The organism is Microcoleus sp. B6-A1, assembly GCF_036705085.1.
Lineage (GTDB): Bacteria > Cyanobacteriota > Cyanobacteriia > Cyanobacteriales > Microcoleaceae > Microcoleus.
The window spans coordinates 26,924-53,220 of record NZ_JAUBTU010000046.1 but is presented as its reverse complement, the minus strand read 5'-3'; the positions used below and the strand labels follow the sequence as shown (position 1 = coordinate 53,220).

Annotated in this window: 20 protein-coding genes; 13 read left to right on the top strand and 7 right to left on the bottom strand. The window is 46.2% G+C overall.

What is annotated here, in order from left to right; genetic code table 11:
• Positions 1-294: 294 nt before the first annotated feature.
• On the bottom strand, positions 295-1,335 hold the full coding sequence (locus QUB11_RS18135) for a glucokinase (protein ID WP_333204122.1): 1,041 nt from the start codon (positions 1,333-1,335) through the stop codon (positions 295-297).
• Positions 1,336-1,370: 35 nt separating this feature from the next.
• Entirely contained in the window at positions 1,371-3,431 is a 2,061-nt protein-coding gene (locus tag QUB11_RS18130; protein WP_333391313.1) for an amylo-alpha-1,6-glucosidase, read from the bottom strand.
• A 316-nt stretch (positions 3,432-3,747) separates the two neighbouring features.
• Here QUB11_RS18130 and treZ point away from each other — a divergent pair, with 316 nt between their 5' ends.
• From treZ to QUB11_RS18080, 10 genes are all read left to right on the top strand, one after another.
• Positions 3,748-5,571, top strand: a complete 1,824-nt coding sequence (gene treZ, locus QUB11_RS18125; RefSeq protein ID WP_333391312.1) for a malto-oligosyltrehalose trehalohydrolase — start codon at positions 3,748-3,750, stop codon at positions 5,569-5,571.
• A gap of 174 nt (positions 5,572-5,745) precedes the next feature.
• Positions 5,746-8,541 (top strand): malto-oligosyltrehalose synthase, encoded by a 2,796-nt coding sequence (treY, locus tag QUB11_RS18120; RefSeq protein ID WP_333391314.1) that lies wholly within the window; start codon positions 5,746-5,748, stop codon positions 8,539-8,541.
• 143 nt (positions 8,542-8,684) lie between these two features.
• Positions 8,685-8,933, top strand: a complete 249-nt coding sequence (locus tag QUB11_RS18115; protein ID WP_333204115.1) for a type II toxin -antitoxin system TacA 1-like antitoxin — start codon at positions 8,685-8,687, stop codon at positions 8,931-8,933.
• A gap of 6 nt (positions 8,934-8,939) precedes the next feature.
• On the top strand, positions 8,940-9,464 hold the full coding sequence (locus tag QUB11_RS18110; protein WP_333204113.1) for a GNAT family N-acetyltransferase: 525 nt from the start codon (positions 8,940-8,942) through the stop codon (positions 9,462-9,464).
• A gap of 465 nt (positions 9,465-9,929) precedes the next feature.
• Positions 9,930-11,837 (top strand): molecular chaperone DnaK, encoded by a 1,908-nt coding sequence (gene dnaK / locus QUB11_RS18105; RefSeq protein WP_333204111.1) that lies wholly within the window; start codon positions 9,930-9,932, stop codon positions 11,835-11,837.
• A gap of 198 nt (positions 11,838-12,035) precedes the next feature.
• Positions 12,036-12,548, top strand: a complete 513-nt coding sequence (locus tag QUB11_RS18100) for a DUF4112 domain-containing protein (RefSeq protein WP_333204108.1) — start codon at positions 12,036-12,038, stop codon at positions 12,546-12,548.
• A gap of 196 nt (positions 12,549-12,744) precedes the next feature.
• Entirely contained in the window at positions 12,745-13,353 is a 609-nt protein-coding gene (locus QUB11_RS18095) for a PadR family transcriptional regulator (protein ID WP_333204101.1), read from the top strand.
• Between the two features lie 266 nt (positions 13,354-13,619).
• Positions 13,620-15,485, top strand: a complete 1,866-nt coding sequence (locus QUB11_RS18090; RefSeq protein ID WP_333204098.1) for an efflux RND transporter periplasmic adaptor subunit — start codon at positions 13,620-13,622, stop codon at positions 15,483-15,485.
• A 184-nt stretch (positions 15,486-15,669) separates the two neighbouring features.
• Positions 15,670-18,873, top strand: a complete 3,204-nt coding sequence (locus tag QUB11_RS18085) for an efflux RND transporter permease subunit (protein WP_333204093.1) — start codon at positions 15,670-15,672, stop codon at positions 18,871-18,873.
• 439 nt (positions 18,874-19,312) lie between these two features.
• A complete protein-coding gene (locus tag QUB11_RS18080) occupies positions 19,313-19,585 on the top strand; it encodes a hypothetical protein (RefSeq protein ID WP_333204091.1) in 273 nt (90 codons plus the stop codon).
• Between the two features lie 189 nt (positions 19,586-19,774).
• On the opposite strand, the gene QUB11_RS18075 is transcribed toward QUB11_RS18080, so the two are convergent.
• A complete protein-coding gene (locus QUB11_RS18075; RefSeq protein ID WP_333204089.1) occupies positions 19,775-19,960 on the bottom strand; it encodes a hypothetical protein in 186 nt (61 codons plus the stop codon).
• A 191-nt stretch (positions 19,961-20,151) separates the two neighbouring features.
• Here QUB11_RS18075 and QUB11_RS18070 point away from each other — a divergent pair, with 191 nt between their 5' ends.
• Together QUB11_RS18070 and QUB11_RS18065 are read left to right on the top strand one after the other, a co-directional pair.
• A complete protein-coding gene (locus QUB11_RS18070; RefSeq protein WP_333204087.1) occupies positions 20,152-21,561 on the top strand; it encodes a helix-turn-helix domain-containing protein in 1,410 nt (469 codons plus the stop codon).
• Between the two features lie 20 nt (positions 21,562-21,581).
• Positions 21,582-23,252, top strand: coding sequence for a tetratricopeptide repeat protein (locus QUB11_RS18065; protein ID WP_333204086.1), 1,671 nt, complete (start codon positions 21,582-21,584; stop codon positions 23,250-23,252).
• A gap of 155 nt (positions 23,253-23,407) precedes the next feature.
• Here QUB11_RS18065 and QUB11_RS18060 read toward each other — a convergent pair whose 3' ends face one another.
• The 3 genes from QUB11_RS18060 to QUB11_RS18050 form a co-directional block, all read right to left on the bottom strand.
• On the bottom strand, positions 23,408-23,572 hold the full coding sequence (locus tag QUB11_RS18060) for a DUF2281 domain-containing protein (protein WP_333204084.1): 165 nt from the start codon (positions 23,570-23,572) through the stop codon (positions 23,408-23,410).
• Between the two features lie 95 nt (positions 23,573-23,667).
• Positions 23,668-24,021 carry a XisI protein gene (locus QUB11_RS18055; RefSeq protein ID WP_333204082.1) on the bottom strand — a complete coding sequence of 118 codons (354 nt, stop codon included), beginning with the start codon at positions 24,019-24,021 and terminating at the stop codon, positions 23,668-23,670.
• Entirely contained in the window at positions 24,009-24,425 is a 417-nt protein-coding gene (locus QUB11_RS18050) for a XisH family protein (protein WP_333204080.1), read from the bottom strand. The genes QUB11_RS18055 and QUB11_RS18050 overlap by 13 nt, the downstream gene beginning before the upstream one ends.
• Positions 24,426-24,773: 348 nt before the next feature.
• On the opposite strand from QUB11_RS18050, the gene QUB11_RS18045 reads away from it, so the two are divergent.
• On the top strand, positions 24,774-25,802 hold the full coding sequence (locus tag QUB11_RS18045) for a hypothetical protein (protein ID WP_333204078.1): 1,029 nt from the start codon (positions 24,774-24,776) through the stop codon (positions 25,800-25,802).
• Positions 25,803-25,862: 60 nt separating this feature from the next.
• Here QUB11_RS18045 and QUB11_RS18040 read toward each other — a convergent pair whose 3' ends face one another.
• Positions 25,863-26,195, bottom strand: coding sequence for a transporter suffix domain-containing protein (locus QUB11_RS18040; RefSeq protein WP_333257205.1), 333 nt, complete (start codon positions 26,193-26,195; stop codon positions 25,863-25,865).
• Positions 26,196-26,297 lie beyond the last annotated feature (102 nt).

Below are 26,297 nucleotides of genomic sequence, written 5' to 3'. Positions count from 1 at the left end.
TGTGCCACAAAAATTCTTGTGGGGTGGGCATCTTGCCCGCCCCAAATATTTGCACAGGCAAGATGCCTGTGCCACAAAAATTCTTGTGGGGTGGGCATCTTGCCCGCCCCAAATATTTGCACAGGCAAGATGCCTGTGCCACAAGGATTTCACAGGCAAGATGCCTGTGCCACAAAAAATCTTGTGGGGTGGGCATCTTGCCCGCCCCAAACTATTTGCACAGGCAAGATGCCTGTGCCACAAAAAATCTTGTGGGGTGGGCATCTTGCCCGCCCCAAACTATTTAAAATTCTCCTAAAGACCGGCCGCACAAACAGCCGCACCAATTAACCCTACATTGGGATTCAAAACAAGACGAACAGGCATCATTTCTAACAGCGAATCCATCCGGCCTTTGTGGGTAAAAGCCCGCATAAAACCGCCTTCTAGAATCAGTGGCAAAATCTTAGCAGCGATGCCGCCGGCTACGTACAAACCGCCGTAAGGTAACAGTGTCACAGCCAGATTTCCCGCCACTGCACCGTAGGCTTCTACGAACATTTGCATTGTTTGTTCGGAAAGCCGATCGCACTTTTTGAGTGCCGCCTGTGCAATTGTCGCCCCCGGATCGACAGTCTTCTCGCTTTTCCCGATTTCTGACTCCCATTTTTTGATAACTTCCCCTATCTCCGGCGATTCAGGAGCAAACTTTCTGTCCCGCAAAAACTGGTAAATTGAAACAATCCCTAGTCCCGAAACCACACGCTCGATCGATATTCTTTGAATGTCGTGTTTTGCTAACAAATATTTCAGCAATTCAAACTCCAACTCCGAACGAGGAGCAAAGTCACCGTGTCCCCCTTCCGAAGAAAAAACCTTGATGCCATTTGCCTCGGGAACTGCAAAACAATTTCCCAAACCAGTCCCCGCACCAATAACAGCAATTGGATCGTGTTGGCGGGGTTTTCCGACTTGCAAAATGTGCAAATCTCGATCGTCCAAAGCCCACACGCCGTAGCCAACCGCGACAAAATCATTAATTAAACTGACGCGGGATATTCCTAATTCTTGTTCCAGACGCTTCGCATCCAGCCTCCAAGGCAAATTAGTCAGTTTTGCAGTGTTGTTAACCACCGGGCCTGCGATCGCAAAACAAGCTTTTTCAGGCAATGGCGCAAAATCCAATTTCATAGCAGCTTCCGTCAAAAACTGCTGCACCATCGGCACTAAATCGGGAAACTCCCCGCTCGGATAGCGAAACTCGTAAAGAGCGTTCATTTCACCGTTAACAGTCCTTTCCACTAAGCGCAAAATTGTCTTAGTTCCGCCAATATCGCCCGCTAATAATAATGCCATAAATCTCTTTTTCCACCAAAGATAACATTCCCCATTTAAACACCCACAGTATTAATTGCCAACCAAGCCCGCAGCACCTCAGCCACAGTCCAAGCTTGAGCCGTGCAGCCCCGCGGCGAGTGGGGGGCGTCGCCCTCAAAAATTTCGCTCATACTGCCAACTCCGCCGGCCATTATATGATGTGCCATCGGTTCTAGGAATTCGCGAGCTTGTGCTGGGTTTTTGTATACGTGTAAGTGCGCCAAGACAAACGGGCCAATCAGCCAGCCCCAAACTGTGCCCTGGTGGTAGGCGCTGTCGCGCTGCAATTGGTCGCCTCCGTATGCGCCGCGATACTGCGGGTGCTGCGGCGAGAGGCTGCGGAGGCCGACAGAAGTGAGCAACTGTTGAGCGCAGGCGTCCACCACGCCACGCTGCTGGATGGGCGTCAGTAACGGTGTATAGCGGGTTTCCTGGCGCATCCCCGCTGACAAGGAGTTGGCGGAGTGAGGAGGAATCGAGTCTAGGGGCAGGGATATGGCGAATATCTGGTTGGGCCGCAGCGAGCTATCGTGTCCGTCTGGGCCGTCCAGAACGTCGTAACAGTAACCGGTTGAGGCGTTCCAGAAGCGAGAAAATCCGGCGGCTGTTCGATCGCCCAATTGCTGGTATTCATTGTGAGGCTTGCCCAATTTTCGAGCAAAACTTGCCATAGCTTGTATAGCATTGTACCAAAGGGCGCTGAGTTCGATCGGCTTACCAATCCGAGGCGTCACCACCCAATCGCCGATTTTCGCGTCCATCCAAGTCAGTTGCACACCCTTTTCGCCGGCGTAGATTAAACCGTCATCGGGATCGAGGCGAATTTTATACCGAGTTCCCTGTATGTGCCAATCAACTATCTCACATAAAGTAGGCCAGAGTTCGCTCAAAAGTTCGTCGTCCCCCGTGGCATCAATATAAGCGCGAATTGCCTCAAAGTACCACAGAGTGGCATCTGCGGTGTTGTATTCCGGTGCGCCGCCCGCATCCGGGAAGCGGTTCGGCAGCATTCCCCGATCGACATACCGCGCAAATGTCCGCAAAATCGATCGCGCAATTTCCCATCGCCCGGTACAGATTGTGAGACCGGGTAGGGCGATCGTCGTGTCGCGCCCCCAGTCGCTGAACCAGGGATATCCGGCGATAATCGTTTTGCCTTCGGGTTCCTCCGCTAGTGGGCGGCTGACGATAAATTGGTCGGCGGCGAGCACTAACTGATTGATCCAGTCGGGAGATTCGCTCACTTTTGACCAGTTTTGCAGCAGTTGTTGGTCATAAGTGCGACGAACTTCTAAAGCTGTACCGCCGTTGAGTTCGGTATTTTTCTCCGTGCTCGCTATCAATGTCAGAGAACTTCCCGGTGCGATCGTCATGTGAAAAGTCGCCGCGTGCAAGTGATCCTCGCAGTAGTCCAATCCCCGGCGCTTTTCGGCTGCTAGGTCAAATCCGTAATGCCAATTGTATAAAGGCGTAGAAACTCGAAATTTCGCCTCGGGTTCGGCATCCGTCAGCAGGTACAGGGGTACAGACTTGGGAAATGCAGTCACGCAAACCCCGCGTTCCAAGGTTTGTAGGCTCATCTGCCAGTCGCCGACGCTCGTGGTGTGGTGGTAGTCGCGGTAGTTGACTAGGGCTTTGACAGCGAGGGCGATCGGTTGTGAGGCGCGGTGCAGGCGGTATTGAATATATGTTGTGTTAGCACCTTGCTGCATCCAAATCCGCTTTTCCAGGATAGCGTCGGCGAGAGCAAACCTCCAAACAGGCGTCGTGCCTTCGAGGTGAAAGCTTTCGATGTAGTTGTAGCCGTGGGGTTCCATCGTCGCGTCGACCCAGCGGTTTGTATAAAGCGGATAGGCGCGATCGTGATACACAGCCGTCTCGTCCAGCTTGGCGAGCATCAAAGTGCGTCCCAGCGGGGGTTTGAGGGCGGCTACCAGCAAGCCGTGATAGCGGCGGGTGAGGAGATTTGCGATCGTCCCGCTAGCGTAACCGCCGATCCCGTTGGTGACCAACCACTCGCGAGACTCCGCCGAGTCGAGATTGCAGCAGATTTCCCGTCCAAAAGCCATAACCATAAAACACACACTCGCGCTGATTTTTTACCTACCTTTAGGTAGATTTTCGACATGATATCAACCAGAAATATTAACGATTCCAGGCCGTTAATTTGGCGATCGCCCCCGCGCCGATTCCTGCTCTAATTTCGGTCTCACCAACCGCTACTTTTGCCCCTTACCCAATTTTCCCCTTTGATGCCTCTGTCTAAAGTTAGTTGTTTGTTATATTAAGTAATATTACCGTCTAAACAGGCGCTGAACGTTAAGGGCAAGCATTTGATAGCGCGTCGGGCGATCGAACTACCAACCTATTTTATAAGGAGAACAGCTCAAAGTGAAGATAGGAGCAAATTACCTCGGCAATAACCAATGTGAATTCATCGTTTGGGCGCCCACCGTCAAACAAATCGCAGTCCAAATTGTTTCCCCAAAAAAACGCCTGATACCCCTGCAACAATCGGCAGAAGGTTATTGGCAAACCACAGCTACAGACATCGAACCAGGAACCCTTTACACCTACCAAATCGAAGGAAAAACTGAGCGACCAGACCCAGCCTCAAAATATCAACCCCAAGGCGTACACGCTCCGTCGCAAGTAATAGATGAAAATATTTTTACTTGGACAGACACAAATTGGCAAGGCGTGCCGCTAGCCGAAATGATTATTTACGAACTGCACGTCGGCACATTCACCCAAGCCGGAACATTTGAAGCAATAATTCCCCAGCTAAAACAACTTAAAGAATTGGGAATCAACGCCATCGAAATAATGCCAGTAGCCCAATTCCCAGGCGAGCGAAACTGGGGATATGACGGCGTATATCCCTACGCCGTTCAAAACTCCTACGGCGGCCCCGAAGGCTTCAAAACACTCGTCAACGCCTGCCACGAACACGGCATTTCAGTAATTCTCGATGTAGTTTACAACCACCTCGGCCCAGAAGGAAATTATCTCAGGGACTTCGGCCCCTACTTTACATCCAAATACGGCTCAATTTGGGGAGATCCCCTCAACTTCGACGACGCCTACAGCGACGGCGTGCGTAACTACTTTCTTGAAAATGCTCTATACTGGTTTCGAGACTATCACATCGATGCCCTGAGATTAGATGCCATTCAAGCAATATTTGAAGTAGGTGCAAGACCTTTTTTACAAGAACTATCTGATGCCACAGCAGATATTTCCCAAGAACTAGGACGGCAACTTTACTTAATAGCCGAAAGTGACTTAAATGATGTCCGCACTGTACGCCCCAAAGAACTCGGTGGCTTCGGACTAGACGCCCAATGGTGTGATGATTTCCACCACGCACTGCACGCCTTGCTCACCGGAGAAGACGACCGATACTACCAAGATTTCGGCAAGTGCGAACACTTAGAAAAAGCCTTCAAAGAAAGCTTTGTTTACTCCGGCCAGTACGCCCCCCACAGAAAGCGGAAACACGGCAATTCTGTTAAGGATGAACCGGGTCATAAATTTCTGGTGTTTGCCCAAACCCACGACCAAATCGGCAACCGCATTTTGGGAGACCGACTCTCCAAAATAGTTAACTTTGAAGGCTTGAAACTTGCAGCAGGCACAGTCTTAATTTCTCCCTACATTCCCTTCTTTTTTATGGGAGAAGAATACGGAGAAGAAGCACCGTTTTTTTACTTCGTTTCCCACTCGGACGAAAACTTAATTGAAGCTATCCGCAAAGACAAACAACAAGAATTTAAAATCTTTGAAGGCAGAGGCGAGTTTCACGACCCCCAGAGTCCTGAGACTTTCGATAAGTGTAAGTTAAACTGGGAAAAACAAACCGAAGGCAAACACAAAATCCTTTGGGAATGGCATCAACATCTGATTCAACTGCGGCGGACAATACCAGCCCTTAAAAAACTCGACAAAAACAGTCTAGAAGTATCCAGCATTGAAGCGGAAAAAATCTTATTTCTACGTCGCTGGACAGATGACAGCCAGCTCTTCTGCATTCTAAACTTCAACACGCAAGATGTAGCTTTTACGGCTGCACTGCCCCAAGGCACCTGGAACAAAATTTTAGACTCTGCTGATGAAAAATGGATGGGTTCAGGTTCTAGCTTGCCTGAAAAAATAAATGCAGAGCAAAAATTGATCGTTAAACCGCAGAGTTTCGCACTTTACGAATTAGAATAATTAAAAGTCGAGGCAGAGCCTCAAATACAGCCGTTCCTAGGCAGAGCCTAGGAACAAGAAACGGGAGGCAGAGCCTCTCTCGTTCCCAGGCTCTGCCTGGGAATGCAGTAGAGGAGGCTCTGCCTCATATATTAAAAGAGAAAACCCTAAAAAACCCGGAGTAAAATTAACATGATGAGAATTCCCACAACAACCTATCGGATTCAATTTCATGGAGGTTTTAACTTTGAAGCCGCCAAACAAATCCTTAGCTATCTGGAAGATTTAGGAATTACCGACCTTTACGCTTCACCAATATTTAAAGCCCGAAAAGGCAGCTCTCACGGATACGATGTCGTTGACTCAAATCAGATCAATCCCGATTTGGGAACATCAGAAAATTTTGAAGCCCTCACATACGAAATCAAGAAACGGAACATGGGATGGTTGCAAGATATTGTCCCGAACCACATGGCTTATGATACTCAAAATTTGCTGCTGTTAGACGTGTTGGAACACGGGCCAGATTCCGACTATTTCGATTACTTCGATATTGAATGGAATCACGCTTACGAACATCTCAGGGGTCGAGTGCTGGCTCCGCTGCTGGGCAATTTTTATGGAGAGTGTCTGGAAAATGGCGAGATTCAACTCCAATACAGCGAAATTGGGCTAACTATCAATTATTATAGCTTAAAATTGCCAGTAAGAATTGAATCTTATGCTAAATTTATCAGTCATAATTTGGGACATTTAGCCAGAGAATTAGGCAGACGCCATCCAGATTTTATCAAGTTTTTAGGAATTCTTTATTTAATTAAAAATACCCCCTCAGAAACTAAAGGTAAAACCAGATACGATCAGATAGCTTTTGTCAAAGGACTGCTGTGGGAACTCTACAATCAAAATCCCCTTGTACAGGAATTCATTGATGAAAATATCAAAGTTTTTAACGGAGAAAAGGGAAATTCCGAAAGCTTTAATTTGCTAGACGAATTGCTTTCCGAGCAGTTTTACCGTCTGTCTTTCTGGAAAGTGGGGGCAGAAGAAATTAACTACCGAAGGTTTTTTACGGTCAACGAACTTATTTCGGTAAAAGTTGAAGAGATTAAAGTTTTTCACAAAAACCATGCTCTGATATTCGACATGGTTGATGAGGGCAAGTTTACCGGATTGAGAATCGACCACATCGACGGACTGTACGACCCCACAGAATATTTGAAACGCCTCCGGGAGAAAGTCGGAGACACTTACATTACTGTTGAAAAGATTCTGGAACACGAAGAAGATTTGCCGTCATATTGGCCGATTGAGGGAACGAGTGGCTACGACTTTTTGAATTATGTAAACGGCGTTTTTTGTCGGTGCGATCGCGAGCAGCAATTTACCGAAATCTATCAGAGATTTACTCGATTGAATGTTCCCTATGAACAGTTGTTTTTAGATAAAAAAGGGCTGATTGTTGAGAAAAACTTGGCGGGAGATGTAGACAATCTAGCTCAACTTTTGAAGAATATCTCCGGTCAATCGAGACAGGGAAACGACTTTACTCGTCCCGGTTTGGAAAAAGCATTGGCGGCTGTTTTGACGATTTTTCCAGTGTACCGAACTTACATCAATCAAGATGGTTTGAGAGAGTCCGATCGCACTTACGTAAAATATGCGATCGCCCATGCCAAACAACAAGTACCGCGACTCCTCAAGGAACTTAATTTTATCGAAACGGTGCTGTTGCTCGAAGAAGAAGAAACCCTAACACCCGAACAAAAAGAGCAGCGCCGGCACTTTGTAATGAAACTCCAGCAGTTGACGGGCCCATTAATGGCAAAAGGCGTTGAAGACACGCTTTTATACGTCTACTATCGGCTTTTATCTCTCAACGAAGTGGGAGGAAATCCCAGCCAGTTCGGCGTGTCGCTGGGAGATTTTCACGAGTTCAACCAACAGCAGCAAGCCGCTTGGCCGCACAAAATGAATGCGACAGCTACCCACGATACCAAACGCGGCGAAGATGTGCGAGCCAGACTTAACGTTTTGTCAGAAATTCCCGATGAATGGGAACAGCAAGTCAGGTCTTGGAGAGAGGTAAACTCTTCTAAGAAAGTCAACTTTGCGAATCGAATGGTTCCAGATACTAATGACGAATACTTCCTGTACCAAACTCTGCTCGGCAGTTTTCCCTTTGAGGGAATTGAAAACACTGATTATGTCCAGCGCCTGAAAGATTATGTGATCAAAGCTGTCCGTGAAGCCAAAGTTTATACGGCTTGGCTGAGACCGGATAACGATTACGAAGCTGGTTTTATGACCTTTGTCGATACCGTTCTCGAACCTTCGGAACAAAATCAGTTTCTCAACAAATTTACACCTTTCTGTAAAAAAGTAGCTAATTACGGAATTTTCAATTCTTTATCTCAAACGCTGCTGAAAATCACGGCTCCCGGCGTTCCCGACATTTATCAAGGGACGGAATTCTGGGATTTAAGCCACGTCGATCCCGATAACCGCCGTCCCGTTGATTTTGAGCGCAGAATCGAGGTTTTGCGGGAAATTAAAGAGCAAGCTCAGACGGATATTTTGCAACTGGTTGAAGATTTGATTGCGACGCGAGAAGACGCGAGAATTAAGTTGTTTTTAACGGCAAGAGCGCTAGAAGCGAGAAAAAAATACTTGCAAGTTTTTCAATCAGGCGATTATCTGCCCCTGGAAGCAGTTGGCACGTTTAAAGATAATGTTGTTGCCTTTGCCAGAAGCTTTGGAGAGACTACCGTTATTGTCATTGCTCCCCGGTTTTTGACGGGGATTGTCAAACCGGAAGAAATGCCTATCGACAAACAAGTCTGGAAAGATACTAATTTGAAATTGTCCGAACAAATGCCGTCGGTTTGGAAAGATGCAATTACAAATCAGGCGGTAGAAAGTAACGGTACTTTGGCAATTGGTGACGCTCTGAGTTACTTTCCGGCAGCTCTGCTGATCGGTAAAAAATAGCAATTAAAGTTGTAGGGTGCGTCAGGAATTGATTATTGGGAGTTCACAATGTTTTTTGGCTCTGACGCACCATACCATGTGCTGGGCTTTTTGAGTTAAAATAGTAGCAGGAAAGCAATCTTAGTAGCGGGGGAAATAGCAAAATGCGATCGCTCGTCAAAACCGAAACCAGTACCGAAACCAGACTCTCTTGGTGGGCTTACCTATTTGTCCTCGACGAATTCATTGCCGAAGCAGATGCTACGATCAACGGCCCAGCAGCCTTTGGCAACCCTGTTTTGAAGCTGTCCGAGCGCGACTGGGATTTTTTGTTAGATATGATGTTAGATCCGCCAGAACCTTCTGAAGGTTTAATTGCATTAATCAAAGAATGTAGGAGTTCTCAAGAGTAAATCATTGTGAATTGGATTATCTCTCCTATAGATTCCATAGAACGGAGTCTCAGCAGTCTCAGAAAAGACCCTTTTCAATCGGGAAATCCTGAATTAGATCGATATCTGAAACAGTATGCTCTGAAAAACGATAAAAACGGGATTTCTAGAACTTTTGTTGCTGTTTCATCTGAAGACAGTCAAAGGATAGTTGGGTATTATTCTTGCTGCACAGGCGGACTATCTTTTGAAGATTTACCTGCCCAGTTGCAGGAAAGGCTGCCCAGATATCCGACTCCAATTATACTGATTGGGAAGCTAGCCGTCGATCTTTCTGTGCAAGGAAGAGGTCTAGGAAAGCGTTTGCTATTTCACGCATTAGAAAATGCAGTAAATGTATCTCAAACAGTAGGAGTATATGCTGTTAAAGTTGATGCCATAGATGAAGCAGCCAAGACGTTTTACGAAAATTCAGGATTTCGAGAAATGCCGGAGATACCTCTTTCTCTTTTACTCCGGCTTCAAACCTTTAAACAAGCACTTGATGACTAGCTCGCTCTAATTAAACCTAAAATGCGATCGCTATTAGATTCCCGACTTTTTAAAGAAGTCAGGAATCGGGGTATTCTGTTTATATTTTGAAGCCGATCGACCGATCGCCCCTACCAACCAAACAAAATTTATACAACAAAGACGGCAAATACAACACAACGTATACGGTTTGCCACAATACCCGAATCCATCGCACACCGTACATTGGGAAGAGTAAAGAAAAGCAGTCAACAACTGTAGCGGTGCAAGCCTCACGGATGCAACCGTCCCCCAACAGGTTCGGTAAATACCCCTTCATCGCAAGGTCTACCGCCCGCAGTATAGAGATCAGCACCCTATCGAAGACTGTATTAAAGCAGGACTCACTACCCGTAAACCGCGAGGTAAAATCGCAGTCCTGAATAACCAGACTATCACACAGATAGAAAACCAAAATTTTGTAGAGATTGGAGCCGGAACACCCCTATGGGAAAAGTAGTTGGAATTGACTTAGGTACGACAAACTCCTGCGTCGCAGTTATGGAAGGCGGCAAACCCACCGTCATAGCCAACGCCGAAGGGGGTCGCACCACACCTTCCGTAGTAGCATATGCTAAAAATGGCGATCAACTTGTCGGACAAATCGCCAAGCGTCAAGCCGTGATGAACGCCGAAAACACCTTTTACTCAGTAAAACGGTTTATCGGGCGTCGGGTTGATGAAGTAACCCACGAAACCACTGAAGTTTCCTACAAAGTCCTCAAAGTCGGCAACAGCCTCAAACTAGACTGTCCCGCCCGCGGCAAGCAATTTGCCCCAGAAGAAATTTCTGCACAAGTTCTCCGCAAACTCGTAGAAGACGCCAGCAAATACCTCGGCGAAACTGTCACCCAAGCAGTAATTACTGTTCCCGCTTACTTCAACGACTCCCAGCGCCAAGCTACCAAAGACGCGGGAAAAATTGCCGGGATTGAAGTGCTGCGGATTATTAACGAACCTACAGCAGCAGCTTTAGCTTACGGATTAGATAAAAAGAGCAACGAAACCATCCTCGTATTTGACTTAGGTGGCGGTACTTTCGACGTATCTATTCTTGAAGTAGGCGACGGCGTGTTTGAAGTGTTAGCAACTTCTGGAGACACTCACCTCGGCGGTGACGATTTCGACAAAAAAATTGTTGATTTCATCGCTAATGAATTCCAAAGAGCCGAAGGCATTGACCTTCGCAAAGACAAACAAGCACTGCAACGCCTGACGGAAGCCGCAGAAAAAGCCAAGATTGAGCTTTCGAGCGTTACCCAAGCAGAAATCAACCTGCCGTTTATTACCGCGACTCAAGACGGGCCAAAACACTTGGACACGACTTTGACGCGGGGCAAGTTTGAAGAACTCTGTTCAGATTTGATCGATCGCTCGCGCATCCCCGTAGAAAATGCGATCCGCGACGCCAAATTAGACAAATCTGCAATTAATGAAGTCGTCTTAGTTGGTGGTTCTACGCGCATTCCAGCGGTGCAAGAACTGGTCAAAAAACTCCTTGGCAAAGACCCCAACCAAACGGTAAACCCGGACGAAGTGGTCGCAGTCGGTGCAGCAATTCAAGCCGGCGTACTCTCCGGCGAAGTCAAAGACATCTTGTTGCTCGACGTTACTCCGCTGTCTCTCGGCGTCGAAACCTTGGGCGGCGTGATGACCAAAATCATTCCCCGCAACACCACTATTCCTACCAAGAAGTCGGAAACTTTCTCGACTGCTGTAGACGGCCAAACAAACGTGGAAATTCACGTTTTGCAAGGCGAACGGGAAATGGCGAATGATAACAAGGATTTGGGAACCTTCCGCTTAGATGGAGTTCCACCAGCCCCCCGTGGCGTACCTCAAATTGAAGTTACTTTCGATATCGATGCTAACGGTATTTTGAATGTAGCTGCTAAGGATAAAGGTACTGGTAAGGAGCAATCGATTAGCATTACTGGTGCTTCTACTTTGCCCAGCAATGAAGTTGAGCGCATGGTGAGGGAAGCCGAATCGAATGCTTCTGCTGACAAGGAACGTCGCGAAAGGATCGATCGCAAAAACCAAGCTGATTCTCAAGCCTATCAAATCGAGAAGCAGTTGGCAGAATTGGGCGATAAAGTTCCCGCTGATGACAAAACTAAGATTGAAGGGTTGCTTAAAGACTTGCGATCCGCGATCGAGAGTGAAGATGACGATCGCATCAAAACCCTAACAACAGAGTTGCAGCAAGCATTCTACGCTGTCAGCAGCAACCTGTACCAGCAAGCAGGCGGCCCCACTGATGGCCCTGGTGGCCCTGGTGGCTATGGAGACGGCGGCCCCACTGGAGGCGGCGACGACGTGATTGACGCCGACTTCACAGAAGGCAACAAATAAAAGGCTAAACTAAAAGCCCCCAGCTAGAAGCAAGAAACCCGGTTTTGAACAGAAACCGGGTTTCTGTGCATTCCAAAACCAACCAAAGTCGATCGGCTAAAATTACTAAAAATCTTGCTTGAGGCATAGAGACCCAACTAGAGTATGCTTCAATAAATATCATAAACTAGCATTAATATCGCAATCGAGAGCAATTAAATGTCACGTTCTCCTATACAAAATTCCTCCCCAAATACTCCCAGCCAATCTCATGTTGCATCCTTGCGCCGACTCCGCCGGATCAGCCATTTACTAGACAATGCAATTCCGATTCCCGGCACAAAATACCGCATTGGACTCGATCCAATATTAGGACTGATACCGGGCGGCGGCGATTTAATTAGTTCAATTTTTGCAGGATATGTTGTCTTTAAATCCGCTCAGATGGGAGTGCCTCAAGAGACTTTAGTAAAAATGGCAACTAATATCGTATTTGATACAGTTGCTGGTACTGTACCGGTAGCAGGAGATTTGTTGGATGTTGCTTGGAAAGCTAATGTCAAAAATATAGAATTGCTGGATGCTCATTTAGGTTCCCCTGAACAAGGCAAAAAAGCCGATTGGTTATTTGTGGCGGCGTTGTTATTGGGTTTGATATTAATTGTCGGAGGCGTGATTTTCTTGAGTGTGATGCTTTTTGGATGGCTATTTCAAGTAATTACAGGGCGTTAATCTTGGGTTTTAGACCCAATTTTTCCGATCGAGCGATCGCCCTCTCCCGATCCGAAAATAATATATCTTAAGGGTATTGACAAATTTTATTAACTGTGTATTAAGAATCAAATTTCTTTAAAACTAGCTATTGACCCGATCGCCCTTGAGTCCGATATAGTGATATAATGCAGACTATAATATCAAATTGATATAAATGCTTGAATTATCAGCCCTTGGGCTGCTACAGTTGCAACCCCTGCACGGCTATCGGTTAAAGCAAAAACTGGAGCTGTTTATGAGCAGTTGCATCAGCGTCAACTACGGAGCGATTTACCCGCTGCTGAAGCGCTTGGAAGAGCGAGGGGAGATTTCGGTAATAGCCGAAGAAGCCGGAGATGCGGGCTGTCCGCGCAAAATCTACGGAATTACCCCCAAAGGGCGCGAACTCTGGCGGCAAAAAATGCTCGAACACCCTCAAGAAAGCTGGGTTAACAGTGGTTCCCGGTTCCAAATCAAGTTTTTCTTTTTTGGCGACTTAGAACCCTCAGAACGGCTGAAATTGTTGGAACACCGCTTGCGAGCCTGTTACACCCGACAAGACTACATCGAAAGCCTCAAGAGCGAATATCCACTAACCGACGACTATCAATTCGCCTCTCGCGATCGCTGCAAGTCAGTGCTGGCGTCAGAGATAGAGTGGTTAACCGAGCAGCTAGCCAAGGAAAAAAGCGCGATCGCTGGAGTTCGTGACTCCCCAACCTCCGCTGAATCCGCTGACTCCAAGGGAAAATCCTTCCAACTCACCCACTCAGGTGAGTCATAAGAAGGATGTGTAATCTTCCCTGCCATCGTAACTTTTGAGAGATAACAAGAAGCTTTCCTAAAAATAATCACTCCCTCGCGAGCGCTAACTGCGATCGGACTAAAGCCCTGCACATACCCCAACCCCATTAAAAAGTTACTTTCCCGATTCCATCCTGTTTAAAATCGCTTGTCCTTATTCCCCCATGTTTGAGAGGAACGCCGGAAAATCAAAGATTTCGCCCAAGTCTCAGTCAGAAGTTAAAAAAAATCTAAGTGGTGCTGCCAATGAGTTATTCTAAATCCCCAGAATCCGTCGTTGAAGCTGAAAAGCAAAAATCTCCCACACCGGAACTGCACCCAACTGATGCAGACAACGATCGACCGCAGGATTCTGCCACCGTTGCCGATCGCCCCGAACCGGTTGCTAAACCGGAACAGCACCCAACGGATGCAGACAGACATCGACCGCAGGATTTGGCCCCCGTTGCCGATCGCCCCCACCCTCCTGCTAAACAACGATCGCGCTGGCCCCTAATTGCCACGATCGCGATCGCCACAGGCGCAGCCGGTTTCGGCTGGTACTCGTGGCAATCGGGTCAGAATCGCGCACAGCAACCGGCAGCAGCAGCCCAACCCCCAGGCATACCAGTCAAGCTGGCAGCCGTACAAACCAGCTCAGTCCAAGATTCTTCGGAATTTGTCAGCAGCTTAGAAGCCAAGCGTTCGGTAGAAATCAAACCCGAAGTAGAAGGGCTAGTCACGGAGATTTTTGTCAAATCCGGGGACTTCATAAACAAAGGGCAAGCCATCGCCCGCATGAAAAGCGAGAGCGCCCAAGCTGACTTGAGGCAATCCCAAGCCAACCTGATCCGCGCTCAATCCCATTTAGCCGAATTGCAAGCAGGAGCCAGGCCCGAAGAAATCGCCCAAGCTCAAGCCCAAGTCGCCCAAGCCCAAGCCAACCTCGCCCAACTGCGATCGGGCTCTCGGCCAGAAGAAATTGGTCAAGCCCAAGCCCGTGTTTCCCAAGCTGAAGCAGACCTCGCCGACGCCCAAACAGGTAGCCTTTTAGAAGACATCGCCCAAGCAAGAGCGCAAATAGAAGCAAGCACAGCCGAAGCAAAATTAGCCAGCCAGCAGCTTGCCAGATATCAGGCATTGGCAAAAGAAGGCGCAGAATCCGCGAACACCCTCGAACAATACACGCAAAAAGAAGGCACCGCCAAAGCCAACCTCCGAGAAGCTCAAAGGCGGTTCGAGCAGCGGCAAAAAAACAGACAAGCCGAGATCGAGCGCCGGACAGCAGCCTTGCAACAGCAGCGGCAAGCTTTGCGGCAATTGCAAAACGGTTCGCGCCCAGAGGAAATAGCCAAAGCCGAAGCAGAAGTCGCACAAGCCAAGAGCAGATTAGCGCAGTTAGCCAACGGTACGCGCCAAGAACAGCTCGATCAAGCCCAAGCGCAAGTTGCCGAGGCCGCCGCTCAAGTGCGCGGCTTTGAAGTACAACTACAAGAAACTGCGGTCATCGCGCCCTTCGCGGGAGTTATCGGCGACATACCAGTGAAAGTAGGTGATTACTTGCAAAAAGGTGATGCCATTGCCACCCTGACAGAGAACCAATTGCTAGACTTGCGGTTATCAATTCCTTTGGAACGGATGCCTCAATTACGCTTAGGGCTGCCAGTACAAATGCTCGACGCTCAAGGTAAGGCGATCGCCCAAGGTCAAATCAGTTTTATCTCCCCCAACGTCAGCGCCAATTCCCAAACAATTTTAGCTAAAGCCACCTTTCCCAACCCCAGCGGCGAACTGCTTAATCTCCAGTTTGTAAAAGCTAAAGTCATCTGGAAACAGAACCCCGGAATTTTAGTTCCAGTCACAGCAGTCACTCGCTTAGGTGGTCAAACTTTTGTCTTCACAGCTCAAAAGCCGGAACAGCCAAAACCGGGAATGCCACCTTTAGTAGCGCGCCAAAAGGCCGTGAAATTGGGAGCCATTGAGGGGAATAATTATCAAGTTATCGAAGGTTTGAAAGCCGGGGAAAAAATTGTTACTGCCGGCATCCTTAACCTCACAGACGGGGTTCCCATTATGGCTCAAGAGGAAGGGAAAGGAGCAGAGAAAAAATTACCATTAGCAAGCCAAAAATAAGGTGTGTTGTTGCACTTCAGCGCTCTTAATAGGTTAATTAAGAGTGCTAAAGCGCAACTACGTACCTTACGCGAAACTACTTGATTGCTCCGCTCTAAAAAAGGGGGCTATTTTAATTTTTGACTGAAGTGCCTGCAATTAGGAATTAGCAATTCTCAACTAACAACTACCCATTACCCAAATAATGTTTGCAGATTTCTTTATTAAACGACCTGTCTTTGCTAGCGTCTGCGCCTTAATTATTGTTTTGGTAGGCGCAATCAGCATTCCCACATTGCCGATCGAGCGCTTCCCCGACATCAGCCCTACCCAAATTAACGTCACAGCTAACTATAGCGGGGCGAGTGCTGAAATTGTCGAAAATGCAGTTACCAACATCCTAGAAAGGCAAATAAACGGCGTTGAAGGACTAAAATATCTAACTTCCAGTAGTAGTAACGATGGCACTAGCACCATTACAGCTACCTTTGATTCCTCGCGCAACAAAGACATTGCCGGCGTCGATGTTCAAAATCGAGTTGCAGTTGCTCAACCCCAGCTACCAGATGCCGTACAGCGCACAGGAGTTACAGTTACAAAACAATCTACCAGTCTCCTATTAGCGATCGGTTTATTTACCGAAAATAAAGAATACGACACCATATTTTTAAGCAACTACGCTGACCTATATTTAGCAGATGCTTTAAAGCGGGTAAAAGGTGTTGGCGACGTGCGAATTTTTGGGGAAAGACGCTATGCAATGCGTTTATGGATAGACCCCAATAAACTAGCAGCTCGCCGTCTCACAATGCAAGATGTAACGAGGGCTCTCAACGAACAAAACTTGCAAGTTGGTGCTGGGAGAGTTGGCCAAGAACCTGCTCCACAGGGACAAATGTATCAAATTGACTTGCGTGCTGAAAGTCGCCTCAAAGAACCAGCAGAATTTGAAGATATCGTCCTCAAAACAGAGACAAATGGAACGTTAGTTAAATTAAAAGATGTGGGGAGAGCAGAACTAGGGGCAGAGAATTACAGCTCATTTCTGCGATTTCGAGGCAATGATGCAGTAGGTTTAGGGATTTACCAACTGCCTGGAAGTAATGCTTTGAATGTTGCCCATGCCGTCAAAAAAGAAATGGAAAAACTAGCTGTTGCTTTCCCTCCGGGGTTGATACATAGAGTAGCGCTGGACACGACTTTGTTTGTAGAAGAGTCGATGGCAGAAGTAGTCAAGACATTATTTGAATCAGTATTGCTAGTGGTGATAGTAATTTTTCTTTTTTTGCAAGACTGGCGCACAACTATTATTCCTACCATCACAATTCCAATTTCTTTGATAGGGACGTTTGCCTTTATCAAAGTTTTCGGATTTACGATTAACAGTTTATCTCTGTTTGGTCTGACATTAGCGACCGGATTAGTGGTTGATGACGCTATCATTGTAGTAGAAAATATTGATCGGCTGATCCGCCAAGGGATGAATGCCCGCCAAGCGGCTTTTGAGTCAATGCGGGAGCTTTTTAGCGCTGTAATTGCGACTTCTTTAGTGTTGATGGCAGTGTTCGTGCCCGTGGCATTTTTCCCCGGAACTACAGGAGCGCTTTATAAACAATTTGCGCTGACAATTGCTTTTTCAGTCCTGCTTTCTACCTTTATGGCGATTACTCTTACGCCCTCACTTTCAGCTATATTACTGCGTCGAGGTCCGAAGTTTGGAGGCCCGCTGGGTTGGGTTTTTGACCGATTTAATGGAGTTCTCGATTGGGTACAGCGGCAATATCGGAAATCCTTAATATTTCTAACAGGAATTAAGACTATTGTCACCCTGGTGTTCATCGCTTCTCTGGGAGTAACAGCTTGGCTTTATTTATCAGTGCCCACAGCATTTATCCCGGAAGAAGACCAGGGGTATTTTATGACAATTATTCAAGGGCCCCAAGGTGTTTCGCTGCAATACACTCAGAAAGTAATGGATCAAGTAGAACAAGAAATCCTCAAACTTCCTGAAGTTGTCGGGACTTTTTCAGTGGGTGGATTTGGTTTTAGCGGTAGCACTTCTAATCAAGGCATTATATTTACTACACTTAAATCCTGGGATGAACGTCACGGAGAAGATCAAACTGTACAAGCGATTATTGGTAAGTTGCGGGGTAAGTTTTTCTCGATTCCCGAAGCTAGAATTTTCCCTGTGAATCCGCCGGCTATTCAAGGTTTAGGTCAATTTGGGGGTTTCCAATTTCAATTGCAAGACCGCAAAGGTAACAGCGGTTTAGATGGCTTAGTCCAGACTATGGGCGGGATTTTGAAGCAGGCAAATCAGACACCGGGATTGCAAGCGGTATTTAGTACGTTTGCGGCGAATACACCTCAGTTAATTGTGGAGGTTGACCGCAATCGAGCTAAAGCTCTAGATATTCCGATTAATGATGTTTTCAGTACGTTACAAACGGCTCTGGGTGCTCAGTATGTGAACGATTTTAACCTCCAGCAGCGCAATTATCGGGTGTATGTTCAGGCGGATAAACAGTTTCGTGATAACCCTGAAGATATTGGAAAATTGTATGTGCGTTCTGGAAAGAATGAAATGGTTTCTTTGAGCAATTTGGTGAAGATCACTCCGGTGGTGGGAGCTCAAACTGTTAACCACTACAATTTGTATAGGTCAATTGAAATTACTGGCTCTCCGGCTCCGGGAGCGAGTTCGGGACAGGCGCTAAAATCGATGGAAAAGGTGTCGGCTGAAGTTTTACCCTCTGGTTTTGGCTATGAATGGTCGGGGAGTTCTTTAGAAGAAATTGAATCGGGCGGTCAAGCACCGATTATTTTCGGTTTGGGGCTGATTTTTGTGTTCTTGGTGTTGGCGGCTCAGTACGAAAATTATGTCGATCCTTTCATTATTTTGCTATCGGTGCCTCTGGCGATTTTGGGTGCTCTTTTAGCTCAGTCGTTGCGGGGTTTGGCGAATGATGTTTATTGCCAGATTGGTTTGGTGATGTTGATTGGATTGGCTAGTAAAAATGCGATTTTAATCGTGGAGTTTGCGAACCAGTTACGGGAGCAGGGATATTCAATTGCTAAGGCGGCAGTTGAGGCTTCTCAAGAGCGTTTACGACCGATTTTGATGACTTCTCTGGCTTTCGTTTTGGGTATTTCTCCTCTGATTAACCCAGAAGGTGCGGGTGCAGCGAGCCGGCGATCGCTAGGGAATGCGATCGCGGGGGGGATGGTTGTTTCTACTGTCTTGAGTTTGTTTATGGTGCCGGTTCTGTATGTGGTGGTTGTCTCGGCTCGCGATCGCTTTAAGAAGCGCGATCGACCGCAAAATCTGCCCGATGATGGCACAATTTTGAATGGCAAAACGACTCCCCACGAGGAGATTGAACGCGACAAAGTATCGCCGTTGTAGTTGGTAAGTGGAAAATACTATGGTTTTGTCAGTAGAATTGGTGCGATCGCCCAAAACCCGCCAATCCCGCATCAAAACCCCCAAAGTCCCCAGATTAGTCCGGGGATCAATTCTTCAATCCAAAATCCAAAATCTAAAATCTAAAATCTAAAATCTAAAATCTAAAATCGATTGACGGCGGCCCCCATCTGCGGCTACGCTTTGAAGTGAGAGGTTGCTTGCTTGTAGAGGAGGCAGCCCGCGTCGCCCAAAAATCTAGTTGCACTGCCCAAAGCTGCTACGAACAGCAATGGACAGCATAACCGCCAAACTGGTACGAGCAGTCTGGAGGCTAACGGAGCATTTTAACATCCTCTGTAGCCGCCCTGCTATGTCTTGAAATGCGGGGCGGCTGGGTTTTTGGGTTTTTCTAGAAAACCCAAAACCAGGAGAACATATTATGTCACAGGAATTCGTGCCTGACGACAACTTGTCCGATCGCCCAAATGACGACTCAGCAGCAGTATGCGAACAGGAAGTGGTGCTGTTAACGGTTGTCGGTTCGCCCAAAGGTGTCAGGGAAACCATACTCACTTTGTACCGACTGGGATTTGCAGAAGTGGGCGATTGGAGTCCCGTACAGCGTGCCGCTAATCCGAAGCAGGTGATGAGCGTGCTGATCCGTCGGAAGCGATCGACTGATGATACACCGCCGAGAAAATCTGGACGGTAAGCTGCGCGATCGAGTAGTTGAGGACTGACGCACGGGTGGTCAGAAACCGGGTTTTTTGCGAGAATACTTCGCTGTGGCGCACAGATTCGCTGAAAAACCCGGTTTCTAGGCCTCGGAGTATGTCTGTTCTGTCTGAAAGTCGCATCCCCATAAGTAGGAGATGCGACATTCTTTCCCAGATGACGGGTACTACTTCTTAGAACCTGACTTTAGTACATGAATTAGTAGTGCAATTGAGCGGATCAGGATTGCGATCGCTAAGAAGGTTTCAGGTACACTGCCTGTATAAGATTGCGGTGGCAGATTTGGTTCGATATGAGTTGGTATAGAAATGATTGGTTCGCTCGTGTAAGTCGTGGGTTGTGTTTGAGACATGGAGTTATTTGTCCTGTAAAACTCTACACTCCAATAGTCTGAAAAGTCTGAGTGAGGTCGAATCTGAGGAATATCTGACTTGATAACTGAGTTCGCAACTGATTTGTGACGCGATCGTTTTGTCCAAATATGCGGAATTATCAGTACCAACTGTGTAATTTTATAAATAAGTAAATCTTGTGGGATGAGCCATGACAAGATCCGTCAAAATTAACCCAGATCGCAAGCAGCAAGTTATATCAGCCATTGAACGCAATGGGTTTTTGACTCAGGGGGACTTAGCAGCACATTTGGGGATAGCTTTATCCACCGTCAGCAACTTCATTAATAGTAAGCCTGTATTTGTATCGACTTTTGAACGGATTTGTGAAAAATTGAACTTAGATAAGCAAGAAATCAAGTCAGTCCAGTCAGAAGATGACGCTCTTTCGGAACAGCCACTTGCTTTAATGAATTTTTCTGTCTATGACTCTTCCTGGGTAGGTCGAGAGAAAATTCTTGCAGAACTAACTGATAAACTTCGCAGCTCATGTCGGTTGTTGCTCGTCCTAGGACTTACAGGAATTGGTAAAACTGCTTTTGCAGAGCGAATAGTAGAGGAATTGCGAGGAGATTGGACTGAACACAGGGATAATTTTGAAGATGATAAAAAAGCTTCAGATTTTGCCAGTGTGGCGCTGCAATGGCTGGAAAAGTGGAGGGAAACTGTCCCAAAGGAGGAGCGCAAACCAGAGCAACTGTTACAGCGATTAGTCAAACGCTTGCGGGAAAATCGGTATTTAATCCTCATAGATTCTGTTGAGTACCTATTGACAGGAAATGAAGAGGATGGCTGGGGTGATTTTGCTGATGAGTGGTGGGGTAAGTTTTTTGTGAGTTTGTTGGCAGAATCATCTTGTCAAAGTCGCTTCATTCTTACATCTCAGGATTTGCCAACTAAGTTTGAGATGGCGGAGTGCGATCGCTACAAAAATCTTTGGTATTGCCAACTTTTGAAAGGATTAGAAGTACCTGAGCAGGTGGCTTTATTTCAAAAAGCTGAACTAGATGGCGATTTGGAATTACCGCATAGTCCCCTGCGAGTAATTGGGGAAGTTTATGACGGGCATCCTTTAGCCTTGCGGACAATCGCCGGAGAAATTAAGGGTTCCTATGGTGGGAAAGTCAGGTCTTACTGGAAAGATAATAGTCGTTACATTGAAGAAGTAAAAGAGGCTCTTGAGGAAGCTCGGAATCAAGAAATAGTTCAAGGAGATGAGGATAGGTGGGAGTTAGCCTCATATAATACCGTCTTGCGGTGGAAAGTCAAGGAACGGATTGAAAAGACATTTGAACGGTTAAAAAATGATGTTTACGATGCTTATCTTTTGTTTTGTACTGCCTCAATATATCGCGGCGAAGTGAAAGAAAAATGGTGGGTGATTAATTTAGAAGACGAGGGTTACACTGAAGAACAGCAAAAAGCAGCAATGCAAACTTTGCGCGCTCGGTATTTAGTTGAAGATGGAGGAATTGATGATGAAGATAATCGGCTGGTGGGACAACATAATTTGATTCGCAGTGTGGCGATCGCTCACCGATTACAGCTACCAGAAAACTGAACAAATTAGAGAAATTAACCATGACAAATAATCTGACACCATCTGGAGAGGAGGTTTTGGAACAGTTAGGAATCAATTCTAATAATCTCCGTGCCGATTTTCCTACTCGCGAGCAGCGGCTTCAGTACAGAGCAGTTGTACAGTGGCTCACGGATTACAAACCGAAGTCAGATGCTACTAATTTGGATAAGGTGCGGGGGTATTTGGAAACCTTTCATCATCTGGGTAAGGTAGAAGATTGGATGCGAAATAGCAAAATTATATCAATTCGACTAGATACACCTACCAAAGAGGAATTGCACCATCAATTATCACTCTGGGGCTACTATAAGGAACTGATTGAGGTTTATAAGCAACTTTTGGGCAAATTAAGCTCTAATCTGGATGCTGTTTTTCTCGCAAATCTAGGCAATGCTTACGATGCGCTAGGAAATTATACCCAAGCTATTGACTATTACCAACATGGTTTAACCATTTTTAGGAAAATTGCCGATCGCAAAGGTGAGGGCCGCGCACTGGGGAATCTGGGAGGATCTTACCGTTCGCTAGGAAATTATCTCGCAGCAATTGACTATCATCAACAGAGTTTAACCATTGCACGGGAGATTGGAAATCGCGAATGTGAGGGAAACGCGCTAGTAAATCTAGGCAATGCTTACAATTCGCTAGGAAATTATCTCCAAGCTATCGACTATTACCAACAGGGTTTAACCATTTTTCAGCAAATTGCCGATCGCAAAGGTGAGGGAAACGCACTGGGCAATTTGGGTAATGCTTGCGATGGGCTAGGAAAATATCTCGCAGCAATTGACTATCATCAACAGAGTTTAACCATTGCACGGGAGATTGGAAATCGCGAAGGTGAGGAAATCGCACTGGGAAATCTGGGTAATGCTTACAATTCGCTAGGAAATTATCTCCAAGCCATTGACTATCACCAACAGAGTTTAACTATTGCACGGGAAATCGGCGATCGCAACGGTGAGGGACGCGCATTGGGAAATCTGGGAGTTGCTTACGATTCGCTAGGAAATTATCCTCAAGCCATCGACTTTCACCAGCAGCATTTAACCATAGCACGGGAGTTCGGAAATCGCAGCGGTGAGGGAAACGCACTGGGAAATTTGGGCAATGCTTACTATGGGCTAGGACAATATCTCCAAGCCATAGACTATCTCCAGCAGAGTTTAACCATTGTTCAGGAAATTGGCAGTCGCAACGGTGAGGGAACTGTCCTGGGAAATCTAGGACTTGCTTATGGTCTGCTAGGAGACTATTCCCAAGCCATCTACTATCTCCAAGAAAGTTTAACCATTGCAAGGGAAATCGGAAATCGCAACGGTGAGGGACGCGCACAGGGAAATCTGGGCAATGCTTACAATTTGTTAGGAGATTATTCCCAAGCCATCCACTATCTCCAACAAAGTTTAACCATTGCAAGAGAAATCGGCGATCGCAACGGTGAGGGAACCGCACTGTTAAATCTGGGAGTTGCTTACTATTCGCTAGGAAAATATCCTCAATCCATCAACTATTACCAACACAGTTTAACTATTGTACGGGAAATCGGACAACGCTCGGCCCAAGAGCGAACGTTACTTAATTTATGCAAAGCTTTCTCTGCTGTAGGAGACTATAACAAAGCAAGAGAGTACAATCAACAGCACTTAGCTCTCATCCAACCCACATAACAGTAGCTGAAACTAGCGAAATTCCTATCTTATGCCAGCTTGCTCTGTACCAACTACCGGATTCAAATCGCACAAAATCACATCTCCTCTGGTATAAGTTACATTTACTGATGAAGCCCCTACCATTGAATTTCTCCTCGTGCTAACTTTTCTTCTTAGGCTTCTAAATCATTTAAATAGTCAGAAAAGTCTGATTCAGTGAACTGTGGCAATTCACTGTTATATTTGAGGAGCAAAAAGTCTATGAAATCATTCACTTCTTGAACAAGTGACTCTGGCAGTTGGCTAATTTTAGCCGAAGTTAGATCGTAAATTGTCATATTTTTACTTTATTTATTCGATTGTTCTCCATTTTAGCATCAGAAAATAGCGATCGCCCCCCAGCTTATCCTCTCGGACGATCGCACTTATTGCATCAACCAACAGCAAACTCCGTAAATTTGCGTTTATAGGGATTGTGAAACCCTAAAACAATATCGCTTTTAGGAATTCCTGCTGCTAGTAAATCATCAACTACACACAAATCTGTCCAATCTTCTTCAACCCAAATTTTGCCATCTTTAATACGAAGATACATCGTAATGTGGCATATCCGTTTTTTTTCCTCCCAACCAGAGCGAAACCACAGATATTGATCTCGTTTTTCGTCAAATGCAAGGCGGCTGTCTGTCTCTAATTCATCTATCGCCATCCCTCCCTTGACGCCGAGTTCATAATATTCAGTCAATATTTTTTCGATCGTACTCCGATAGTATTTTAGTTGATCCATTGCAGGATTTCCTCCTTTTCCATTTCAACTACCATTAACAAAAGCTTGTTTTCATTAGTAATTAATTGTATAGACTTGCGTTGAAAAAAGTTTTTGTAGACAACATCGTCAATTGCTAAATAGAGCTTGTATTCTGGCTCTGTGAGTTGAATGAGATTTCTGTATACCATATATTGACCGAGTGCGCCGTGAAAATCATACATTAGCGATCGCCCAATAAAGCTCTTAATTTCAACAACTATCTTTTGTCCATGACGTTGTGCTGCAATCGGCTTTTCTGCTGCTAAATCAGCATATAACTCGGCATCCTCATATTTAATAAAGTATGGATCGGCCGTAATTGTCCAACCGTCTTTGAGTAAGGCATTTTTAACTTCGTTGTGGTAGATATCTTTAGCTGGCATAAATCAACTTGAGTTTTCAGCTACTTAAATTATAGTCATGCTGACCAACATACTCCCAAACTTGGCGATCGAGTACAGTAGGTAATCCCATCCTATAATATCCTCATTCACTTTAACTGAATCTCCCCACAGCCAGCACTCGCATCAAGTCCCACCAGGGGCGTGCCCGGAGTCTTTTTGGGTATCTTTTCGCCGATCGCACCCCATCGTGCAATAATGATATGACTTGCACAAAAACTCTATTAGTAGGTAAATTTTGCCTACCTTACCGCTACATATAGCGTCTCAACTGTCAACCCGTGCAAGTTCCCAATTCAACCGGCTGTTGCACTACCCAAATTTTTCCTAATGGCTGAAGTCCCCCTAAATCCCGCAGAACTTGCAGAAGCCCTCAACGGCTTTACCGATATCAATTTCCAATTGCCAGACCCCGAAGACGAACAAATACCAGACTTTGATTTTGACAATCAGGTTGACAATGCCTGGAAAGTGTGCGATCGCTTCGACTTGCAAACCGACATTTGGCGGGGACGCATTCTCCGAACAGTTAGAGACAGAGAAAAAAAAGGCGGCGAAGGACGCGGTACAGGCTTTTTGAACTGGCTCAAAGAAAGAGAAATTGGCAAAAGTCAAGCCTATTCTTTGATAGAATTAGCTAATAGTGCCGATACTCTGATCCAGCAAGGAGATTTAGACCCAAATTCCATTAGAAACTTCAGCAAAAGAGCCTTTGTAGAAACCGCCAAAGCATCTCCCGAAGTCCAGCAAATGGTAACAGATGCAGCAGCAAATGGCGATCGCATCACCCGCCGCGAAGTCAAACAACTATCCGACGAATGGATGGCAATGAACTCAGATTTATTGCCAGAAGAAGTCAAAGAAAAAGCATCTACAGGTTCTCTACCTTCCCGCTACCTCGCTCCTTTAGTCAAAGAAATGGAGAAACTCTCCCCCTCTCACCAAAGCGAAATTCAAAAAGAAGTAGCAGAAAATCCCGACGTAGATACTGTCAAACAGCTAACTTCCGACGCCAAGAACTTATCAAAATATCTCGACGCCGCCGCCCAAGTGCAAGCTCTCAATCAGTCTCACTTAGACATGGAAATGGCCTTAGAAGAATCTTTGCGAGTAGGCTGTTTGGGAACCACCGCCGACGTTGTAAAACAAGCCGCACAGCTTGAACAAACAGTAGTCAAACTCTACACAATTTGGAAGCGTTTAGGCAGTTTGGCCGATAGATTGTACGTGGATACAGGAGCAAGCACACCCAATCTGCGATTGCTTTTGGGATGCTTGGACAGTCTTTCGGGAGAAAAGATTGAAGTGGATTTCGGAGACGGAGAACGCTCTATTCGCTTGCAAATTTTCAGCGAATAGCTCAACCTTGACCGCAGATAAACGCCAATCTCCCGGCTCATTATCGGCGTCGAACCCTGTTCATCTGCGGTTAAAATTTCTGATTTTTTTCCAAAGATATCGCGGATGCAAATAACGCCGATATTTGGTAACTACTTCTTTCCCCAACAGCACTACGCTAATCCAAAAACAAACTTCCGCCCCAACAGCTAGAACGACAGATAAAGTAGTTTTTTGGGTAATGTCCAGCGGCAGGAACGGCACAACAAATAAGATTGCCAGCCAGGGCAGAAAAGATAGGAGAAATAAAAACAAACCGAGCTTTTGCATAGATTCAGATAATACAGCTTTGATATCCCCTTTATCTCTTAGTCCGCTTGGAGTTGACTTCGCACCAATGTCAGCAACAGGCAAGATGCCTGTTCCACAAGAATATTTAGTATTTGTGGAACAGGCATCTTGCCTGTTCTAGAGAATGGTTCAACAAATGACTACAAACTTAATTGCCAAGCATCT